Origin of the sequence: Rodentibacter sp. Ppn85, from assembly GCF_001999335.1 — a bacterium.
GTDB lineage: Bacteria > Pseudomonadota > Gammaproteobacteria > Enterobacterales > Pasteurellaceae > Rodentibacter.
The window spans coordinates 63,170-82,891 of record NZ_MLHS01000012.1; the positions used below are offsets into that span (position 1 = coordinate 63,170).

Annotated in this window: 15 protein-coding genes; 7 read left to right on the plus strand and 8 right to left on the minus strand. The window is 39.8% G+C overall.

The features are described from left to right. Positions 1–6 precede the first annotated feature (6 nt). The 5 genes from ulaG (at position 7) to BKL51_RS02040 (ending at position 4,378) form a co-directional block, all read left to right on the plus strand. Positions 7–1,098 (plus strand): L-ascorbate 6-phosphate lactonase, encoded by a 1,092-nt coding sequence (ulaG, locus tag BKL51_RS02020; RefSeq protein ID WP_077465080.1) that lies wholly within the window; start codon positions 7–9, stop codon positions 1,096–1,098. An 80-nt stretch (positions 1,099–1,178) separates the two neighbouring features. Further along, on the plus strand, positions 1,179–1,925 hold the full coding sequence (ulaR, locus tag BKL51_RS02025; RefSeq protein ID WP_077465081.1) for an HTH-type transcriptional regulator UlaR: 747 nt from the start codon (positions 1,179–1,181) through the stop codon (positions 1,923–1,925). Between the two features lie 35 nt (positions 1,926–1,960). Next, complete coding sequence (locus BKL51_RS02030; protein WP_077465082.1) at positions 1,961–2,821, plus strand: L-ribulose-5-phosphate 3-epimerase; 861 nt, start codon at positions 1,961–1,963, stop codon at positions 2,819–2,821. After that, a complete protein-coding gene (araD, locus tag BKL51_RS02035) occupies positions 2,815–3,510 on the plus strand; it encodes an L-ribulose-5-phosphate 4-epimerase (protein WP_077465083.1) in 696 nt (231 codons plus the stop codon). The genes BKL51_RS02030 and araD overlap by 7 nt, the downstream gene beginning before the upstream one ends. A gap of 49 nt (positions 3,511–3,559) precedes the next feature. Continuing rightward, positions 3,560–4,378, plus strand: coding sequence for a pyridoxal phosphatase (locus tag BKL51_RS02040; RefSeq protein WP_077465084.1), 819 nt, complete (start codon positions 3,560–3,562; stop codon positions 4,376–4,378). A gap of 112 nt (positions 4,379–4,490) precedes the next feature. Here BKL51_RS02040 and torA read toward each other — a convergent pair whose 3' ends face one another. From torA to BKL51_RS02080, 8 genes are all read right to left on the minus strand, one after another. Continuing rightward, positions 4,491–6,971: a trimethylamine-N-oxide reductase TorA gene (torA, locus tag BKL51_RS02045; protein ID WP_077465085.1), complete on the minus strand. Its 2,481-nt coding sequence runs from the start codon at positions 6,969–6,971 to the stop codon at positions 4,491–4,493. A 30-nt stretch (positions 6,972–7,001) separates the two neighbouring features. Next, positions 7,002–8,099, minus strand: a complete 1,098-nt coding sequence (locus BKL51_RS02050) for a NapC/NirT family cytochrome c (protein ID WP_077465086.1) — start codon at positions 8,097–8,099, stop codon at positions 7,002–7,004. Positions 8,100–8,345: 246 nt separating this feature from the next. Beyond that, entirely contained in the window at positions 8,346–9,428 is a 1,083-nt protein-coding gene (locus tag BKL51_RS02055; protein ID WP_077465087.1) for an extracellular solute-binding protein, read from the minus strand. A 133-nt stretch (positions 9,429–9,561) separates the two neighbouring features. After that, entirely contained in the window at positions 9,562–10,332 is a 771-nt protein-coding gene (gene potC / locus BKL51_RS02060; RefSeq protein ID WP_077465088.1) for a spermidine/putrescine ABC transporter permease PotC, read from the minus strand. Beyond that, positions 10,332–11,192 carry a spermidine/putrescine ABC transporter permease PotB gene (gene potB, locus BKL51_RS02065; RefSeq protein WP_077465089.1) on the minus strand — a complete coding sequence of 287 codons (861 nt, stop codon included), beginning with the start codon at positions 11,190–11,192 and terminating at the stop codon, positions 10,332–10,334. Before potB ends, potC begins: the two co-directional genes overlap by 1 nt. Then, entirely contained in the window at positions 11,179–12,294 is a 1,116-nt protein-coding gene (gene potA, locus BKL51_RS02070; RefSeq protein ID WP_077465090.1) for a spermidine/putrescine ABC transporter ATP-binding protein PotA, read from the minus strand. Before potA ends, potB begins: the two co-directional genes overlap by 14 nt. A gap of 490 nt (positions 12,295–12,784) precedes the next feature. Next, positions 12,785–15,460 carry a PqiB family protein gene (locus tag BKL51_RS02075; RefSeq protein WP_077465091.1) on the minus strand — a complete coding sequence of 892 codons (2,676 nt, stop codon included), beginning with the start codon at positions 15,458–15,460 and terminating at the stop codon, positions 12,785–12,787. Continuing rightward, the gene (locus BKL51_RS02080; protein WP_077465119.1) at positions 15,435–16,700 is read right to left on the minus strand and encodes a paraquat-inducible protein A; all 1,266 of its coding nucleotides are present in this window, start codon (positions 16,698–16,700) and stop codon (positions 15,435–15,437) included. Before BKL51_RS02080 ends, BKL51_RS02075 begins: the two co-directional genes overlap by 26 nt. 211 nt (positions 16,701–16,911) lie before the next feature. On the opposite strand from BKL51_RS02080, the gene proQ reads away from it, so the two are divergent. Together proQ and prc are read left to right on the plus strand one after the other, a co-directional pair. Next, complete coding sequence (proQ, locus tag BKL51_RS02085) at positions 16,912–17,553, plus strand: RNA chaperone ProQ (protein WP_077465092.1); 642 nt, start codon at positions 16,912–16,914, stop codon at positions 17,551–17,553. Positions 17,554–17,598: 45 nt separating this feature from the next. Continuing rightward, positions 17,599–19,662 carry a carboxy terminal-processing peptidase gene (gene prc / locus BKL51_RS02090; RefSeq protein WP_369801903.1) on the plus strand — a complete coding sequence of 688 codons (2,064 nt, stop codon included), beginning with the start codon at positions 17,599–17,601 and terminating at the stop codon, positions 19,660–19,662. Positions 19,663–19,722: the final 60 nt, after the last annotated feature.

The following is a 19,722-nucleotide window of genomic DNA, read 5'->3' on the forward strand; positions in this document are numbered from 1 at the left end:
TTAAAAATGAGCAAAATTCAAGAAATTACCCGTGAAAGCTGGATTTTATCAACTTTCCCAGAGTGGGGAACCTGGTTAAACGAAGAAATTGAGCAAGAAGTTGTTCCGGAAGGCAATTTCGCAATGTGGTGGTTGGGGTGTGTAGGCGTTTGGATCAAAACCCCGGGCGGCGCAAATCTTTGTATGGATTTGTGGTGCGGTCGAGGAAAAAACACTAAAAAAGTAAAAGATATGGTGCGTGGTCATCAAATGGCAAATATGGCGGGCGTGCGTAAATTGCAACCAAACTTGCGTGCGGCACCAATGGTGTTAGACCCGTTTGCAATTAATGAGGTGGACTTCATTCTCGCTTCTCACTACCATAGCGATCATATTGATGTGAATGTGGCGGCGGCAATTGTCAATAATCCGAAACTGGATCACGTGAAATTTGTTGGTCCTTGGCATTGTGCGGAGCTATGGAAAAATTGGGGCGTACCGGAAGATCGCATTATCATTGTAAAACCGGGCGATGTGGTGAAATTAAAAGATGTAGAAATTCACGCGCTTGATTCTTTTGACCGTACTTGTTTGGTTACTTTACCGGTTGAAGGTGCGGAGGAGCGAGGCGGTGAATTAGCCGGTCTTTGCCCGTCAGACGAAGAAATGGGTCGCAAAGCGGTGAACTATGTATTTAAAACGCCGGGCGGCAATATTTATCATGGTGCGGATTCTCACTTTTCAATTCAATTTGCCAAACACGGTAAACAGTTCGATATTGATGTCGCGTTAAACAATTATGGCGAAAATCCGGTCGGTATTGCGGATAAGATGACTTCTGTAGATTTATTGCGTATGGCGGAAAGTCTGCGTTGTAAAGTGATTATTCCTGTTCATCACGATATTTGGACAAACTTTATGGCAAGTACCGATGAAATTATCCAATTATGGAAAATGCGTAAAGAACGCCTACAATATAAATTCCACCCATTCATTTGGGAAGTGGGCGGTAAATATGTTTATCCTCGTGATAAAGATTTAATCGAGTATCATCATCCTCGCGGTTTTGATGACTGTTTTGAACACGAACCTAATATTCAATTCAAATCAATGTTATAACAAAAAAAGCCACCTTTTTACTTGAAGGTGGCTCGTTTTTTGTTCATTATTCGCATCAAAGAAATAGCAAGGAAAATATAATGAACGAAAATTACCGTCATAGACGGCTTTTACAGTTGTTACTAGAGAAAAAGGCGCTTTCTACAACGGAAATTGTTGAACAATTTGAGATTTCACCTGCAACAGCAAGACGGGATATCAATAAATTAGCCCAACAGGGTCGATTAAAGAAAGTGCGTAATGGCGCAGAGTCGATACAGTCCTCTCCAATAGATTATCAATATAGTGCGGTAATCCATAATCTTGATGAAAAGCAACGCATTGCTCAGGCAGCGAGTCAATTATGTCAAGAAGGGGATTCGGTTATTTTAACCTGTGGTTCAACAATGCAAATGTTGGGGGATTATTTATGCGGAAGAAAATTGCAGATCATCACAAACTTCATTCCGCTTGCTAATAAATTGATTGAAAACAATCACGAAGATATTGTGATTATGGGAGGTCAATATAATCGAAATAAAGCGATAACCCTTTCTCTTAATCAAAACGAAAGCCCTTATGCGGCGAATATTATGTTTACCAGTGGAAAAGGTTTTACAACCGAAGGATTATATAAAACCGATATGATTATTGCCAATTCGGAACAACGGTTATCTGCCAAATCCGCTAAGTATGTGGTATTGCTTGATAGTACTAAATTAGGGCAGCAAGTGGGGATGTTATTTACCGAATTAGCCCGCATTGATTTATTGATTACCGGCAAAGAAGCAGATGTCGAAATCATTGAAAAATTAAGAAATAAAGGGTTGGAAATCATCTTGGCTTGATGATTTTCCGCCTCAACATTAAATAAGGAACAGAAATGCGAAAACATAAACTCGGCATCTATGAAAAAGCCCTGCCAAAAAACATTAGCTGGCAAGATCGTCTGTCTATCGCTAAAGCCTGTGGCTTTGATTTTGTTGAAATATCTGTTGATGAAACGGACGAACGTTTGGCTCGTTTAGACTGGAGTAAAAAAGAGCGGTTGAAATTAGTTAAAGCGATCGTCAATACGGGAGTCACTATTCCGTCAATGTGTTTATCGGGACATCGCCGTTTTCCCTTTGGTAGCCGTGATGAAGCCACTCGTCAAAAAGCCTATGAAATTATGGAAAAAGCGATTCAATTTGCCGTTGATACGGGGATTCGTACTATCCAATTAGCAGGTTACGATGTTTATTATGAAGAACAGGACGAAGACACCATCGCACGTTTTCAACAGGGCTTAGAATGGGCGGTGGAGTTAGCCGCCAGCAATCAAGTTACGTTGGCGGTTGAAATTATGGATACTCAATTTATGAGTTCAATTTCCCGTTGGAAAAAATGGGATGATATTATTAAATCGCCTTGGTTTACAGTCTATCCGGATTTAGGTAATCTTTCCGCGTGGAATGATAACGTTACCGAAGAATTAAAACTCGGTATTGATAAAATTTCCGCCATTCATTTAAAAGATACTTATAAGGTTACTGAAACCTGTGCCGGTCAATTCCGTGATGTACCCTTTGGAGACGGTTGCGTTGATTTTGTCACTTGCTTTAAGACCCTTGCAGAGTTGAATTATCGAGGCGCATTTTTAATTGAAATGTGGACGGAAAAATCGGATGAACCCGTTACGGAAATTATTAATGCCCGTCGTTGGATCGAACAAAAAATGAAAGAAGGAGGCTTCCAATGTTAGAAGCATTAAAAGAGAAAGTATTAAAAGCCAATTTAGCGCTACCAAAACACAATCTTGTTACCTTTACTTGGGGAAATGTGAGTGGAATTGACCGCACTTCTAATCTCGTGGTTATCAAACCGTCGGGTGTTGATTATGAAGTAATGACGGCGGAGGATATGGTTGTCGTTGATTTATTTAGCGGAAAAGTGGTAGAGGGCAATAAAAAGCCGTCTTCCGATACGCCGACACATCTTGAGTTATATCGTCGCTTTAAAGATATCGGCGGCATCGTGCATACTCATTCCCGCCATGCAACTACTTGGGCGCAAGCCGGAGAAGATTTATTGGCATTAGGTACAACCCACGCCGATTATTTTTACGGAACCATTCCTTGTACCCGTAAAATGACACCAGCTGAAATTCAAGGCGAATACGAATTAGAAACGGGGAAAGTGATCGTAGAAACTTTCCAAAAACGACATGTCGATCCGAATCAAGTTCCGGCAGTATTGGTTAATTCTCACGGGCCTTTTGTGTGGGGAACGGATGCGGATAATGCGGTACATAATGCGGTTGTGTTAGAAGAATTGGCTTATATGAATCTGTTTAGTAAAGTATTAAGACCAAGTTTAGGCTCAATGCAACAAGAATTATTGGATAAACATTATCTCCGTAAACATGGTAAAAATGCGTATTACGGGCAATGATAAGTATCAGGCGGTTTTTTAACCGTCTTTTTAATCAAAGAGGAATAAAATGAATTATAAAGCTGTTGCTTTTGATCTTGACGGTACATTGTTAAATTCTGAAGGGCGTATTCTGCCGGAAAATAAATTGGCAATTCAAGTCGCCATAAATAAAGGGATTAAAGTTTTGTTGGTAACGGGCAGACACCATACGGCGGTAAAACCTTATTATCGTGAATTAGGTTTAGATACACCGATTATCTGTTGTAACGGAACCTATGTTTATGATGTAGAGACGGATTCCACACCATTTGCTAACCCGCTTTCCAAACAACAAGCCCAATTAATTTATGATGTCGCGGAAAAACATCATTGCAATCTATTGATGTATTCCCGAGATTCAATGAATTATGCACAACTTAATCCTCACATGGAAAAATTTCTTAAATGGGTGGAAAGTTGTTCACCGGAGGTTCGCCCCGATGTACGTAAAGTGGAAAGTATTCAGGATGTGATTGACAACCATTACCCAATTTGGAAGTGTGTGATTAGTGCAGAAAATAAAGATATTATGAATAATGTGGTTAATGAACTGCCAACTTCGCAATTTAGTTGCGAATGGTCTTGGGTGGATCGCGTTGATATTGCCAATGCTGGTAATACAAAAGGCAGCAGACTACTTGCGTTATTAAAAGAGTGGAATATTGATCCGCAGGAAGTCATTGCATTTGGCGACAATCATAATGATATCAGTATGTTAAGTGCGGTCGGTTTAGGCGTCGCAATGGGCAATGCCGAAGAGGAAGTGAAATCACAGGCAAAACAGGTCACGACATCAAATAATGAGAGCGGTATTGCACAAATATTAAAAGATGTTTTATCACTATAATTTTTAGTTTTAAATTCTGTTATAAAGACGAATCATAATTCTGATAACTGTAATTGAAAAACCAACCGCACTTTGATTTGCTGCAAAAGTGCGGTTGGTTTTTTCTGTTGTTTTATACCGAGTGTTTAGGTTGTTTAAACACCGTCACCTCTGGTACTACGCCCGTATATTTTTCTACTTGTACAATACAAGTATTCGGCGAGTTGCCTTGTGCTAATTTAGACGTACCTTCATCACGGGTAAGCACGTTCGGACTGCCATTTTTACATAGCGGTCTTTCGCTCTCACCCGGATCGAGAGGGTCATACCACGCTCCTTCGTGTAATCCGAGCGTGCCTTTAATAATACCTTCGGTAACAACCGCTCCCGCTAATACTTGACCGCGAGCATTATGGATACGGACTATATCCCCATTAGCGATACCGCGCGGTTTGGCATCTTCAGGATGAATCAATACCGGTTCACGATCATTAACCGCATATTTTTGGCGCAATGAAGTATGAGCCAATTGGCTATGTAAACGATAGTAGGCATGAGGGGTTACTAGAGCAAGAGGATATTCTTCAGTGCTATTACCGGCAAATTCCTCCGGTTCCATCCAACTCGGATGACCTTTACAATCATCATAATTCATCTTCGCAACAACATCAGAGTAAATCTCAATTTTGCCCGATGGTGTTCCAAGCGGATTCAGTAACGGATCTTCACGGAATTCCGCATACCGTACCCATTTTTTTGCCGCCTCGTTTGCTTCAAACATTAACGGTTTGTTTTCTTCCCAGAATCGTTCAAAACGAGGCATAGCAACACGATTATTACGTGCTGCGGTGAAGGCGGTTTTATAGAAATCCTCCAGCCATTCCATTTCAGTTTTACCTTCAGTAAATTCCTCTTCTTTCCCTGCGCGCTTAGCGAGTTCTGCAAAAATATCGAAGTCGTTTTTCGCTTCAAATTGTGGTTTTACAACTTGTTTCATCGGGTAAATTGATAGCATGGAATAGTCACCGCCCATCGTTAAATCGTTACGTTCGTAACTTGTAGTTGCCGGCAAAACAATATCCGCCATACGGGCTGTCGGCGTCCAATTTACCTCATTAACGATGACAGTTTCCGGTTTTTGGAAAGCTTTTACTAATAAATTAGTATTTTGATGTTGGGTGAATGGATTGCCTCCGGCCCAATATACGACTTTAATCTCCGGATAGGTAATTTTTGTCCCGTTGTAATCAATGGTTTTTCCCGGATTGAGCAAGGCATCTGCAATACGTGCCACAGGGAAAGAAAATTTTGCCGCATCATCCAGCCATGTTTTCTCGCCCGTTCCACCTGCCGGGGTTGCACTGATTGAACCAATAGTGCCGCCTGTAGCTGTTGGTACGCCACCGTTTGCATAGTGATAGCTAAAACCAAAACCGCCGCCCGGTAAGCCGATTTGACCAAGCATTGAAGCAAGGGTAACCAACATCCAGTGGGATTGTTCTCCGTGACGTTGACGCTGTATTCCCCATCCGCCCATTAACATGGTACGTTTGGTGACAAAATCATTTGCTAATTGTTTAATAATTTCCACCGGTACACCACAGATTTTGCTTGCCCATTCCGCAGTTTTAGGTTGGCCATCTGTTTTACCGAGTAGATAATCTTCAAATTTGCCGTAACCTGTTGTGTATTTTTTTAAGAATGCTTTATCGTGTTTATTTTCGCTTACCAATGTATGAGCGATCCCTAGCATTAACGGCACATCAGTTGCGGTATTCACAGGAACCCATTCTGCGCCGAGCATTTGGCAAGTTTCACTTTTTATCGGATCGATACAGATAATACGTTTACCTGTGGCTTGGAATTTTTTGAAATATTCAATTCCTTTCTGATCTGAAGACATCCAAGCAATACGTAACGTTGTGAGTGGATTAGCTCCCCAAAGCACAATAATATCACTGCTTTCAAGTAATACTTCCCAACTGGTTTGTTGTTCATAGACTTCAATGGTGCCAAGTACATGCGGCATAATCACTTGTGCCGCACCGGTAGAGTAGTCGCCTTTATAACCTACAAAGCCACCGGTAATATTCATATAACGTTGTAACAGCGTACGGGAGGCATGAAGTGCGCCGCTACTAAACCAACCGTAGGAACCGGCATAAATCGCACTTGCGCCATGTTGTTGGCGCACTTTATGGAGTTGATTATGCACAAGATCGAGTGCCTGCTCCCAAGAAACCCGAACCCATTCGTCACGTCCGCGCATCGTCGTATCACTGTTTCCCGGATTTTCTAAATAGCCTTTGCGTACCATTGGGTATTTCACTCGGGTCTCGCTATAAAGTTGATCTGCGACCACGGTTTGTAATTCATTAGGAATAGCGGGTTCAATTGCCGCCCCGGATTTTACCGCTTTGCCGTCTTGCACTACTACGCCAATCGGCCCCCAGTGTGCGGCGGTGACAACAGTTTTTAATTCAGGTTCTCCTGCGAGCGCACTTTTAGACAGCACCGCACCGACCATACCACTAGAAAGCGATGCACTTGCTACGCCAAGGGATGTGTTTTTTAAGAAGTCACGGCGTTTTTGATTGATATTATTCTTTTTCATTTCAACCTCGTTTTCAATATTAGAAGTGAATTATTTCGCAGCCATATCTTTGGCGCTACGTTGTAGATAAATCGTTAAAGCACGTACTTCATCTTTATTCATAGAAGTCCGATCCTTCATAGAGTTCACCACACCAATCCATTGGTTTGCCGTATAGTGATCGGCACTAATTGCTGCGTGGCAACTACTACAATTTGCTTGATTTAACTGGTTACCGTATTGATTAAGTGCGGTTAAATCCGACGACATTTTTTCTTTTGGTACAGAAACAATAAGGCTTACTTCTTTCCAATCGGAATCGGTTACTTCATCATGTTTGGTTTGCAAGATTTTCATACCTTTGCGCGCTTCTTCATCAACTAATGCTACGGTAATGCGTTTACCTAATTCTAGATAAATCACAGAATCTGCGCCAACTTGTTGCCAGCCGTGTAAGGTACCCTGTAATTGCTCGCCTTTTGCTTGCCAGTTCGTTATTTCCGCATAAGGCATTAGTCGAATATCACCACCTTGTTCACCTTGTACAGAAGTCATTTCCGCTGCATAAATAGATGAATCTTGAGTGATGTTTCCACCTAAAGTGGTTGCCGATTGTTTTCCTTCGTCACCGTGAGTTTCAGGTAAGAAATGTACGATACCTTTGTGGCAATCAATACAGGTTTGTCCATTGGTTTTTGCGATATTGTGGGTTTCTTTGGCTAATTTTGCCTGCGCGGAAAGTTCCATTGCATCAAAACTGTGGCAGCTACGGCAGGTTTCGGAATCCGTTGATTTCATCTCATCCCATACGCGTTGTGCCATTTCTGCTCGGTGTGCTTCATATTTCTGTTTAGAATCCAGCTTGCCTTGCAATTCATACCACACATCTTTCAGTGCGATAAATTTCGCTTTTACATAATGCCAGCCTTCTTGCGGGACATGGCAATCGGAACATTCTGCACGAATACCTTTTGCATTGGCAAAGTGGGTTGAACCCTCCCATTCTTGTTGCGGATGAGTCATTGAATGGCAATTAACACAAAATTCCGGTGAGCTGGTTTTATGCATAATTGTTTGTGTTCCCCACAACGCCACCGCCCCTATGCCGATGAAGCTGAGTGCGGTCAGAATTTTGGTTTTTTTTGACATTGATGTACTCCAACTTAGTAAAAAAATAATAAAAGAATAAATAACTATTAATAGTTAACGGTATTTTAAAGAAATTAAGTTAATGAGTGATGATCTAAGTCAAGGAATTGGAATATAAGAGGATTTTTAAGAGTTTTTATGCTAAATCATTGTATAGTGATTTTTATAATGGCTGTGTATAAAAAAGTGCGGTCAAAAATGTAAGAGATTTTGACCGCACTTTAAAAGTGTGTGAATTAGACGGGATTATTTTGCCGCTTTTAATTCTTGATAATATTGTTCGTAGTATTGAATCGCATCACCTACATCATCCTGCCAGTGGCTATTTTTTAATATTTCAGCTGTTGGATAGATTGACGGATCTTCAGTAATTTCTTTTGGTAATACTTTTTTCGCTTCAACGTTAGCTGTAGGGTAACCAATCGCAAGAGTTAATTTTTCAGCCGCTTTTGCACCTAACATATAGTTGATAAGTTTATGTGCACCATCCGGGTTTTTTGAGGTTGCCGGAATCGCTAAAGTATCAACCCAAAGAACAGGGCCTTCTTTCGGAAATACCATATCTAATGGTGCTTGTTCTTTTTTGGCGATACGCACGGAACCATTCCACAACTGGCCGACTTCGACTTCACCGGAGATGAAAGAGTTAGCCGGGTTATCAGAATTGAAAGAAAGAACATTTGGACGTAATTTCAACAATTCTTCATAGGCTTGTTTGATGATGGCAGGATCTTGAGTGTTCGGGTCTTGACCGATTTTTAACAATGCGATGTTAAATACTTCACGGGCATCATCTAATAATTGTACTTTATTGGCAAATTCAGGTTTCCATAAATCACCCCAAGAGGTGAAATTTGAACCCTTGTAAGTATTAGTGTTGAACGCAATACCCGGCGCACCCAATAATTGAGGAAGCGAGTATTTGTTTCCTTTGTCGTAAGGTTTGTCGAGCCAATCAGGATCTAATTCTTTAATTACAGGCAATTTACTGTGATCAAGTTCTTTTAACATTCCTTCACGTGCCATTTTTGACACAAAGTAGTTAGAAGGTGCGATAACGTCATAACCGCCGGCTGCGCCTTGGGTTTTGAGTTTTGCATACATGGTTTCGTTTGATTCAAGACTTGAAACGATAACTTTAATGCCGGTTTCCTTGGTAAAATCATCCAATAGACCATCCGGAACATATTCGGTCCAAGTATATAAGTACACAGTATCATTAGCAGTAGCCGGTGCGTTTGCATTTTCAGACTTGCTTTCTTTATCATTACAAGCCGTTAAGGTTGCAGCCACCAAACCGGCGGTGATTAAACCTGCAAATTTTTTCATTTTTGTTTGTTCTCCGTAAAAGAGGGGTAAAAAAACCACCTACAGGAATTGTAGGTATAAAAAAACGCCTTGATTGTGCGTCAAGGCGTATTCTATTTGATATTAAAAGGTTTGTGAAACCTTTTATTATGTCTTAGTAATTATTTTTACGCGTAATGATCTGGCTTAAAATTACCAGTGCTAATGAAAGCACAATCATGATGGTTGCCAGTGCATTGACTTCAGGTGTTACGCCGGTTTTTACCAGAGAGAAGATACGTAACGGTAAAATTTCATAGCTGACACCACTTACAAATGAGGAAACAACAACATCATCCAGTGATATGGTGAAACTTAATAGCCAACCTGAAATGATAGCAGGTAAGGCAAGCGGAATAATGATTTTGCGTAAAATCGTCACTTCGCTTGCCCCCAGGTCTTTTGCCGCCTCCAACATTTTGGAGTCAAATCCGTTTAAGCGGGAGAAAATTGTTACGGTAACATAAGGTAAACAGAAGGTAACGTGTGCCAAGAGTAATGACCAAAAACCCAATGAAATCCCTACAACCATAAATAATGCCAACAAAGACACTGCCATAACGATATCAGGCGACATCATCACAATAAATAACATACCGCTCACCGCTTGTTTACCGCGGAAACGATAACGATACAATGCGATTGCGGTTAAGCCGCCCACAACGGTTGCTAAGGTAGCGGCAAAAAATGCGATAGTTACCGAATGGATAGCGGCTTGAATTAAGGTATCGTTATTGAATAAACGCTCGTACCAGTTCCAACTAAATCCTTTCCAACTCAAACCGTAACGGTCGGCATTGAAAGAATTGGTCACCAAAATGATGATTGGGATATACAAATAAGCGTATACCACAAACATGAAGATATTGCGTAGTAAACGGCTCATTATTCCAACTCCACTTTTTTGTTTAGTAGTTTATTTGCACGATAATAAACGAAGATAAGCAATGCCATCAAAATCGTTAAACCGATACTAATTGCAGAACCGAACGGCCAGTTACGGGAAATCAAGAATTCGCTCTTAATTACGTTCCCTACTAACAAGACTTTCGCTCCGCCTAATAAATCCGCTACATAGAACATTCCCATCGCCGGTAATAGCACTAATAAACAACCGGCAACAATACCCGGCATGGTTAATGGTAAAATTACGTGGAAGAAACGTTGGAATGCGTTTGCGCCTAAGTCTTTTGCCGCTTCCAGTAAACGTCCGTCTAATTTTTCAATTGCAGAGTAGAGCGGGAGAATCATAAACGGTAGAAGCAAATAAACTAAACCGATGATAACTGCAACTTCCGTATTCAAAATACGAATCGGCTCACTCAAAATTCCCATTTCCATTAACATGGTATTCAGTACGCCTTTCACACCGAGGAAGATTTTCATTCCATAAATACGGATCAGTGAATTTGTCCAAAATGGTAACACCACAAGAAACAATAAGAGCGGTCGGTATTTCGGGTGAATTTTGCTGACCATAAAGGCGAACGGATAGCCAATCAGTAAGCAAATAATCGTTGCAATGCCGGACATATACAAGGAATTCCACACCACCTGTGCATAAAGCGGGTTAAACAGGTTGATGTAGTTATCAAAGTTAAACGGCAAAGCGTAGAAGTTGCTACCGTCTCGGGTTAAAAAACTTACCGCTAACACCAATAGGTTTGGAATCAGCACAAAGAAGATTAGCCACGCGAAGATAATTGCAACAGTAATTTTCTGAAATTTGTTATTAATTATCTTCATCGTTAAGTACAACCTCCCAGCCTTCGTGCCATGTAATGCCCACACGTTGTCCGACGCTGTGATCCATGTGAGGATCGTCTTCGTTAAAAAATTCGCTTACAAGTACACGCATACCGTTATGGTCAAATTCTACGGTAGATTCTAATGTCATACCTTTATAAGTGCGGTCAATAATATGGCCGATAATCGCCTTAGATTGTTCGTTTTCGTCAAGTTCTTCAATCACAATATCTTCAGGGCGAAGGAGAACTTGAAGTTTTTGCTCTTTTTCTACCGGCATATCGGTATAGATATCACAGATACGACCTTCTACGTTTGCCAGTACCACGTTCTCGGATTTACGTTCAATGACGGTTGCGTTAAATACATTAATTTCACCGATAAAACGTGCGACAAATAAGTTTGCCGGTTCTTCATAAATCTCGCGTGGCGAACCGTCTTGGGCGATTTTACCTTTACGCAATAATACGATGCGATCAGACATTGTAATGGCTTCTTCTTGATCGTGGGTTACAAAAATAAAGGTAATTCCCAACTGGCGTTGCAATACTTTGAGTTCGTATTGCATTTGTTTACGCAATTTATAATCTAAAGCGGATAACGATTCATCCAATAACAATACTTTCGGTTTATTAACAACCGCACGGGCAATGGCGATACGTTGCTGTTGACCGCCTGATAATTGGGTCGGTTTACGATCTGCCATCTCTTCCAACTGAACCATACGCAAAGCTTCCAGCACACGAGGTTTGATTTCAGCCTCAGGTACTTTTTGCATACGTAAGCCGAAAGCCACGTTCTCAAAAATGGTCATATGCGGGAACAGCGCATAACTTTGAAAAACGGTATTAATGTGGCGTTTTTCAGCAGGGACATCTGTAATGTCTTCACCATCCAAAATAATATGACCGGAATCTAGTTCTTCGAGGCCTGCCAATAAACGCAAAACTGTTGTTTTACCACAGCCGGAAGGGCCAAGAATAGTCACAAATTCACCGTTATTAATAGTTAAGTTAAAATCGTTAATGATGGTGTTAGAACCGTAAGATTTTTTGACTGAACGAAGCTCAATAATAGGCTTGTTTTGAACCGGATTTTCCACTAGCTTTGGTTTTCTCCCTAATTTCACCAATAAGTTGGTACTGAGTAGAAATAAAGACCTGCAAAGTTGCAGGGGCGACATAAAAACAGGCGTCTATAATATAGTGAATTATTAATAATGAAAAGGATTTCATACACTTGAAAGTAAAAAAAATTATCGGCGTAAAAAGAAGGTGAAAAATCTAACGCACTTCCTGCTTTATGATTTGATTTTTTAGTTAATTGATGAGAGTTTTGTTGAAATTTATAGAATGAAAATATTTGAATAATTAACATCAAGAAAAATGTAAATTTTGTCTTGCTTTTGTAATATAATGGTCGGCGTTTTATCAAGATTCCTTTTGATAAAGCTAAACTTTGGAGATTTTATTCATAAATTCTTTTTTATCCCCTGTTTAAGCAGGGGATTTTTTTATGTATTTTGAAAAGAGTAGAAAAAATAACCGCACTTTGATTACTTCATCAAAAGTGCGGTTAAATTTTTCGTAATTTTATTGATTAGGGAGCGCCCCCGAATTCCAATTCGGTGCTTTTACAGGGCGTTTAATTTGTAATAAAAAACGCTGATTTGCCGGGGCTTGTGGTTGAACAACCGTACCTGGTGGAGTAGAAAATGAAATACCGCCTTTCAGTAGTTGTTGAACACTACCGGTATTAAATTCCGCACCTTTCCAGCCTAAATTGAAGTCGTAGCCGGATGATACCCAAAATTCAGAATTTTTACGTACTAAATGTTGGTATTTAGGTGTGATTGCAATGTGAATAAGCACGCGATCACCCAAATCATTGAGATCAAATTTACGAATTGCTCCGACTTCGACACCGCGATAAAGCACAGGCGAACCTTCCGTTAAATTCATCGCATCATTTGTTTCAAGAATAAACGGCACGCCGTTGCTATATTTATTGCGACTCGGCGAAGTTTGTGTAAGATTAAACTGCGTTTTAGCTTTTCCTTTCCCGACTTCCACATCAATATAGGGTTGTAATAAACTATCTAAGTTTTCAATTGCTCCGGCTGAAATCTGCGGTGAAATAATCTTAAAGGCTGTCCCCTCTTTGGCAATCATTCCCATATAATTAGGGTTGATAAGCGCTTTGGCGGTAATTTTGCCTGATTTCGGATCTAATGTAATACTTTCAACTTCACCGATAGACAACCCTAGATAGCGTAGGCTCATGCCTTTACTCAAATTTGTCGCATCGTCTGTGCTCAATGTGATTACTTGCCCTGCAGATTTTGCCTGCAATTCGTTTGGATACAATGTCTTATTTTTTCCCGAACCGCTGTTATCAAAACTAATTGCTCCTTTTAACGAGCGGGCAATCGGTGTTGCCTGAATACTAATACCTTTCGGGGTAATATCTACTTGTGCTGCACTTTCTACCCAGAAGATACTTTTATCCGTTAATAAATGTTTATAAGGCGGATAAATATAGACATCCACATTAAAATGCTTTGTTTGAGGTTGGATATTGGTAATTTTACCTACTTCATATTGACGATATAGTACGAGAGACCCCTTACTGATGCTTGGTAAAGTTGAAGTTTTCAAGGTAATATCGGGCTCGACTAAATTGCCGGTAATGCCGGATTCCGCATTTTGTGTATCTTTGTAAAGCGGATAAGTTTTGAGTGCACCACCCAAGCCTTTTTTCGCGATAATGCGAATGCCCCCTTGTAGCCATTTTTCCGGATGGGCAGATTCAAAACGAACCCCGTCTATGCCTAAATTTACATCGAAGTTTGAGGCTGCGACAAAAAGCGTATTTGGGTTAATTAAATTCCGATATGCGGAACTAATAGCGACTTGGTATTCTACTCCTTCTACGTTAATTTGTTGTTTAACAATTTCACCAATTGCAATATTGTTGTAATAAACGGATTGACCTTCCGATACACCGTAGCTTTCCGGCGCTGTTAGTTTAATTACCAGAGTATTTGGTGCTTTTAAGAGTAATTCGCTTTCCTTAACCACATCAAATTGTAATTTTTCTGCTCCGTCACCCGGAATGATCTCAAAATAATCGCCACGGAAAAAACGTTGTGGGTCGGCTAAATCAGCCAAACTCGGTTTTTTATTGCGAAAAACAATATGGGTATTGGTTTTTAATAAATTTATTTGGTTCGGATCAATAAGTAACGTACCTTTTAGAATATCTTCATTGTTTTCATCGATAGTGAGCGTTGAAAGTACGCCAACTTTGTGCTCTTGAAAATATACATCCGTACGACCGGCCTCTAAGCCGGCAACATTTGGTAACGTAATATTGACTTCAATACCGCGTTTAGCATCCTGTAGGCTCGAGTAGAGCGTATAGGTTGTATTTTCGGTTGCATTTGCACTGTTTGCCGGAGAATCGAAAGAAACAGCGCCTTGCACAACGGCATTAACACTCTCCATACTAAAGTTTAAACCGGACGGGCTAATATTTGCTGTCATGCCACTGATATTCCAAAAGCGTGAGTCTTTTTTCACAAAATGCGTATATTCTTTGCCAATGACGACATCAATTTCAACTTTATTATTTTCATTAAAGCGATAATCATAAATTTTACCAACGGGTAATTTTTTAAAATAGACGGAAGAGCCGATAGAAATTGATCCCAAATCATCGGCAACTAAATGAATTAACAAATCACCGGGGGAAACTTGGGCGATAGGGCCTTTTTCTTGGGCAACAAATTGATCTTCGGTATCGCCGTCTCCCGGCTGTAGCGTAATATAGTTGCCTGAAACGAGAGAATCCAAACCTGAAATACCGGCAAGCGAGACGCTTGGTTGTACTATCCAAAATTTTGTATTTTCACGCAGCACTCCGGTCGCTTCAGGGTAGATATTGGCAATTACTTCGACTTTTTGCATATTATCGGTAAAGTTTACCTTTTTGACGATACCGATTTGTAGCCCTTGATAGCGAATCGGTGTCTTATCAGCGACTAAACCGGAGCCGTTTATAAAAGTAATTTTGATTGTTTTACCTTGTTCTTCAATGATTTGGAAGAAAAGGATTGCACCGATACAAAGGGCAATAAAGGGTAATAACCAAAAGGGAGAAACTTTTCGGTTTTTGCGTAAAACGGCTTGAATCGTTTTATATTGCGAATCAACGTTTGTAGTATGATTGGTTGAATGTTCGTTATTCGGTTGTTGTTTTTTGATCATAAATTTTCCAAATAAGTCGACTATCGAATTGTGAAGTTGAAATCATTGTGAGAAAGACAGCTGCGCCAAAGTAAAAGGCTGCCGGCCCCACTGTAAAATTAATAATCTGCCCCCGCGTAACAAGTGACATCATTAACGCAAGAACGAATAAATCAAGCATGGACCAACGTCCGATAAAGTGTACGGTATGTAATAAGCGCATTTGCCATTTAATAGAGTGTTGCCATTTAAAGTGAATGCAGGCAAGTAAATATAGCATAATTAAAATTTTACTAATTGGCACAAAAATACTGGCAAAAAATACAACAAAGGCAACAAAATAGCTTTTCATTTCAATGAATGAAATTACACCAGACATCAACGTGTCCTCGCTTAAAACCCCAGTCAGATAAATACCGGATATCGGCAATAGGTTTGCCGGAAAAAGCATAATAATGCCGGCAATCAAGGTTGCCCAAGTACGCTGTAATTTTATTGATTCGGGGAGATCTAAGCGTGAATCACAACGAGGGCAAATATGTCGGTTATTTATCAATTTTATATCTGAATGAGGAAACGAATAATTGCAAGCTGTGCATAATTCGGTTTTATCTTCCGTGGTTAAAAGCATTTTCTTGTGTTCGGGATAAAATTCGTCCCATAATTCGTTCAGATTAATTTTGATAAACAATAATGTAGTTAAAAGAGCGGTAAATATAAATGCGAGTAAATAGACATCAATTTCCAATGTCGCATATTCGCGCACTTTAAACATTGATACGCCGAGTGCTACGAGATAAACATCAAACATCACCCAGGGCTTAATGTAGCTTAAAAAAAGTAATACATTACGTGGACGCATACTAAGTAGTTTAGCGAACCATAACATTAAAACCAAGAGAGCAAAAGAAATCGGCATTAAGACGGCGCAGATAAATACTAAAAAAGCCGTATATTGGTAGCCTGAGGTAGCCATTTTCCAGATTCCTTCCCATACGGAGGCATCCACTTTTACACCAAGTAAATCAATGCTTAACAGAGGGAATTTTAAGGCAAAGGGCATTAAAATAAGAATCGAGAGTGCAATCATCGCACAGCGATGTAACGACCAACGGTTTGTTGTATTTAATATATGATGACAACGAGGGCACTCTGCATGTTCATTTTCGGGCAACGGATAAGGCACCGAGACGACTTTATCGCATTCACTGCAACGAGTGATTTTATTGTGAATGTTTGCAAGATTCGGTGTAGTCGCCATAATAATGTTTTTTGCTATACAAAGTGCGGTCAAAAAGGGTTGATTATTCTATCCTTATTCCTCTGCGTTTGTGAAGTTTAAATGAACAAACGTTTATTAAAATTGATAGCGTAACAAATAACTTGTTCCCTAAACTTACTTGGAACATTGTCAACCCTTATAAAAGTGCGATAAACTATGTAAGTTTTTTATTTCAATCCTAGGACAAAAAATGACAGATGCCCAACTTGATGTTCAACAAGCTGAAAAAATATCATCAAATCCACAAAAATTGACGAATAATAAGGAAATTATTGCTTATTTAGCAGAAAAATTTCCACTTTGTTTTATTTTAGAAGGTGAGGCAAAACCGTTAAAAATCGGTTTGTTCCAAGATTTAGCCGAAGCCTTAAAGGAAGATGAGAGGGTAAGTAAAACACAATTACGCCATGCACTTCGCCAATATACATCGAACTGGCGTTATTTACACGGTTGTCGCGAGGGGGCGGAACGTGTGGATTTGTATGGCAACCCGGCGGGAGTATTGGAAGCTGAACATGTTGCACATGCGGCGGAGCAACTCGCTGAAGCAAAAGCAAAATTTGCTGAGAAACGCAAAGCAGAATTGGTGGCAAAAAAAGCGCAACAAAAACGTCAACCGCGTCGCCAAAATAATTTGAAGTCGACACGTAAACCAAAAGTTGAATTAAGTGCGGTTGATTTGTCCACACTTTCTAAAGGTTCAGCAGTTAAAGTAAAAGTAGGCGATCGTGCTAAGAAAGGTATCATTGTTGAAGTGTTAAAAGATTCCGCTCGTGTAGAACTTGAAAATGGCTTAGTAATGAATATCACGGCTGATCGTTTATTCGCATAATTACAATATTGATATTTTATCGGGAAAGATTAAATGAAATTGATAATGACCAAAAGTATTTTAGCTACTGCTATATTAAGTGCATTGTTCCTTCACTCTAATTTGGGGTTTGCTGTCGAATCTAAGTTGAAGTTAAGCGATATTCAAATTCCTTCAGCAACGGAAGAAAATCAGCTGGCGACAAAACGTGCAACAACACGCTTAACGCAGTCTCATTATCGAAAATTTCAGCTTGACGATGCCTTTTCCGAGAAGATATTTGATCGTTATATCAAAAGTTTGGATTATAGCCGGAATACTTTTCTACAATCGGATATCGATGAATTACGTCAGAAGTATGGTGCGCTGTTGGATGATCAGCTAAACCAAGGTGATCTTTCAGCCGCCTTTGCAATTTATGATTTGATGATGAAACGTCGTTATGAACGTTATGCCTATGCGCTTTCATTGTTAGATAAAGAACCGAATTTAAACGGTAAAGATCAAATTGAAATTGACCGTGAGAAAGCGGATTTTCCTAAAACGGAAGAAGAGGCAAACCGTCTTTGGGAAGAACGTGTAAAAAATGATGTGATCAATTTAAAACTAAAAGATAAAAAATGGTCGGAAATTAAAAACAAACTGGCAAAACGCTATAATTTAGCAATTCGCCGTTTAACGCAAACGAAAGCAGACGATATTGTTCAGGTGTATTTAAATGCTTTTGCACGTGAAATTGATCCGCATACCAGTTATCTCTCACCACGTACTGCAAAAAGTTTTAACGAAAGTATGAATCTTTCATTAGAGGGGATCGGCGCAACACTGCAATCAGAGGATGATGAAACCAGCATTAAATCGCTTGTTCCCGGTGCGCCGGCGGAGCGTAGTAAAAAATTAAAAGCCGGCGATAAAATTATTGGTGTTGGACAGGAAAAAGGTGAAATCGAGGATATAGTTGGTTGGCGTCTAGAAGATATTGTTGACAAAATTAAAGGCAAAAAAGGTACGAAAGTTCGTCTTGAGATAGAACCTGCCAAAGGTGGAAAATCACGTATTATTACCCTCGTGCGCGATAAAGTACGTATTGAAGATCAAGCCGCTAAATTAACCGTTGAGAAAGTCGATGGTGAAAATATCGGGATAATTAAAATTCCAAGTTTCTACATCGGTTTAACGAAAGATGTAAAAAAACTATTGCTTCAGGCTGAGAAAAAACATGTTAAAGGCTTGATTGTGGATTTACGTGAGAACGGCGGCGGGGCGTTAACTGAAGCTGTGGCATTGAGTGGTTTATTTATTACCGACGGTCCTGTGGTGCAAGTTCGTGATGCTTACCAGCGTATCCGCGTACACGAAGACGATGATCGTTCCGAGCAATATAAAGGGCCGTTATTGGTCATGATTAACCGTTTTAGTGCCTCCGCTTCAGAAATTTTTGCTGCGGCGATGCAAGATTATAATCGCGGTATTATTATCGGACAAAATACTTTCGGTAAAGGAACCGTGCAGCAAAGTCGCTCTCTAAATTTTATTTATGACTTAGATCAAACTCCTTTAGGTATTTTGCAATATACTATCCAAAAATTTTACCGTATTAACGGTGGGTCCACACAATTGAAAGGCGTTTCTGCGGATATTCGGTTTCCTGAAATTATTGATGCGAAAGAATATGGTGAAGAAAAAGAAGATAATGCACTTCCTTGGGATAAAATTCCTGCTTCAGCTTATTCTGAAACAGGCAATGTACGCCAATATATTTCAGAATTAGAGAAAAAACATCAAGTCCGTATTGAGAAAGACCCCGAGTTTATTGCGTTGAATGAAGAATTAAAGATTCGTGACGAACGCCGTGATCGCAAATTTATGTCTTTAAATTATCAAGAACGTAAAGCCGAAAATGATAGTGATGATGCGAGACATTTGAAAAATATCAATGATCGTTTTAAACGTGAAGGGAAGAAATTATTAAAAGATATTGATGCTTTGCCAAAGGATTATGAAACACCGGATTTCTTCTTAAAAGAAGCTGAAAAAATGGCTGCGGATTTGGTGAAATTGAATCTAAAACAAGAAAAACCAAATGCGCATGTTCAGCAGGAATCAAATAAAGCAGCGATAAAAAAATAATAAATTTTGACCGCTCTTTGAATAAAGAGCGGTCTGTTTTGTAAATCTTTAAAGGAACTC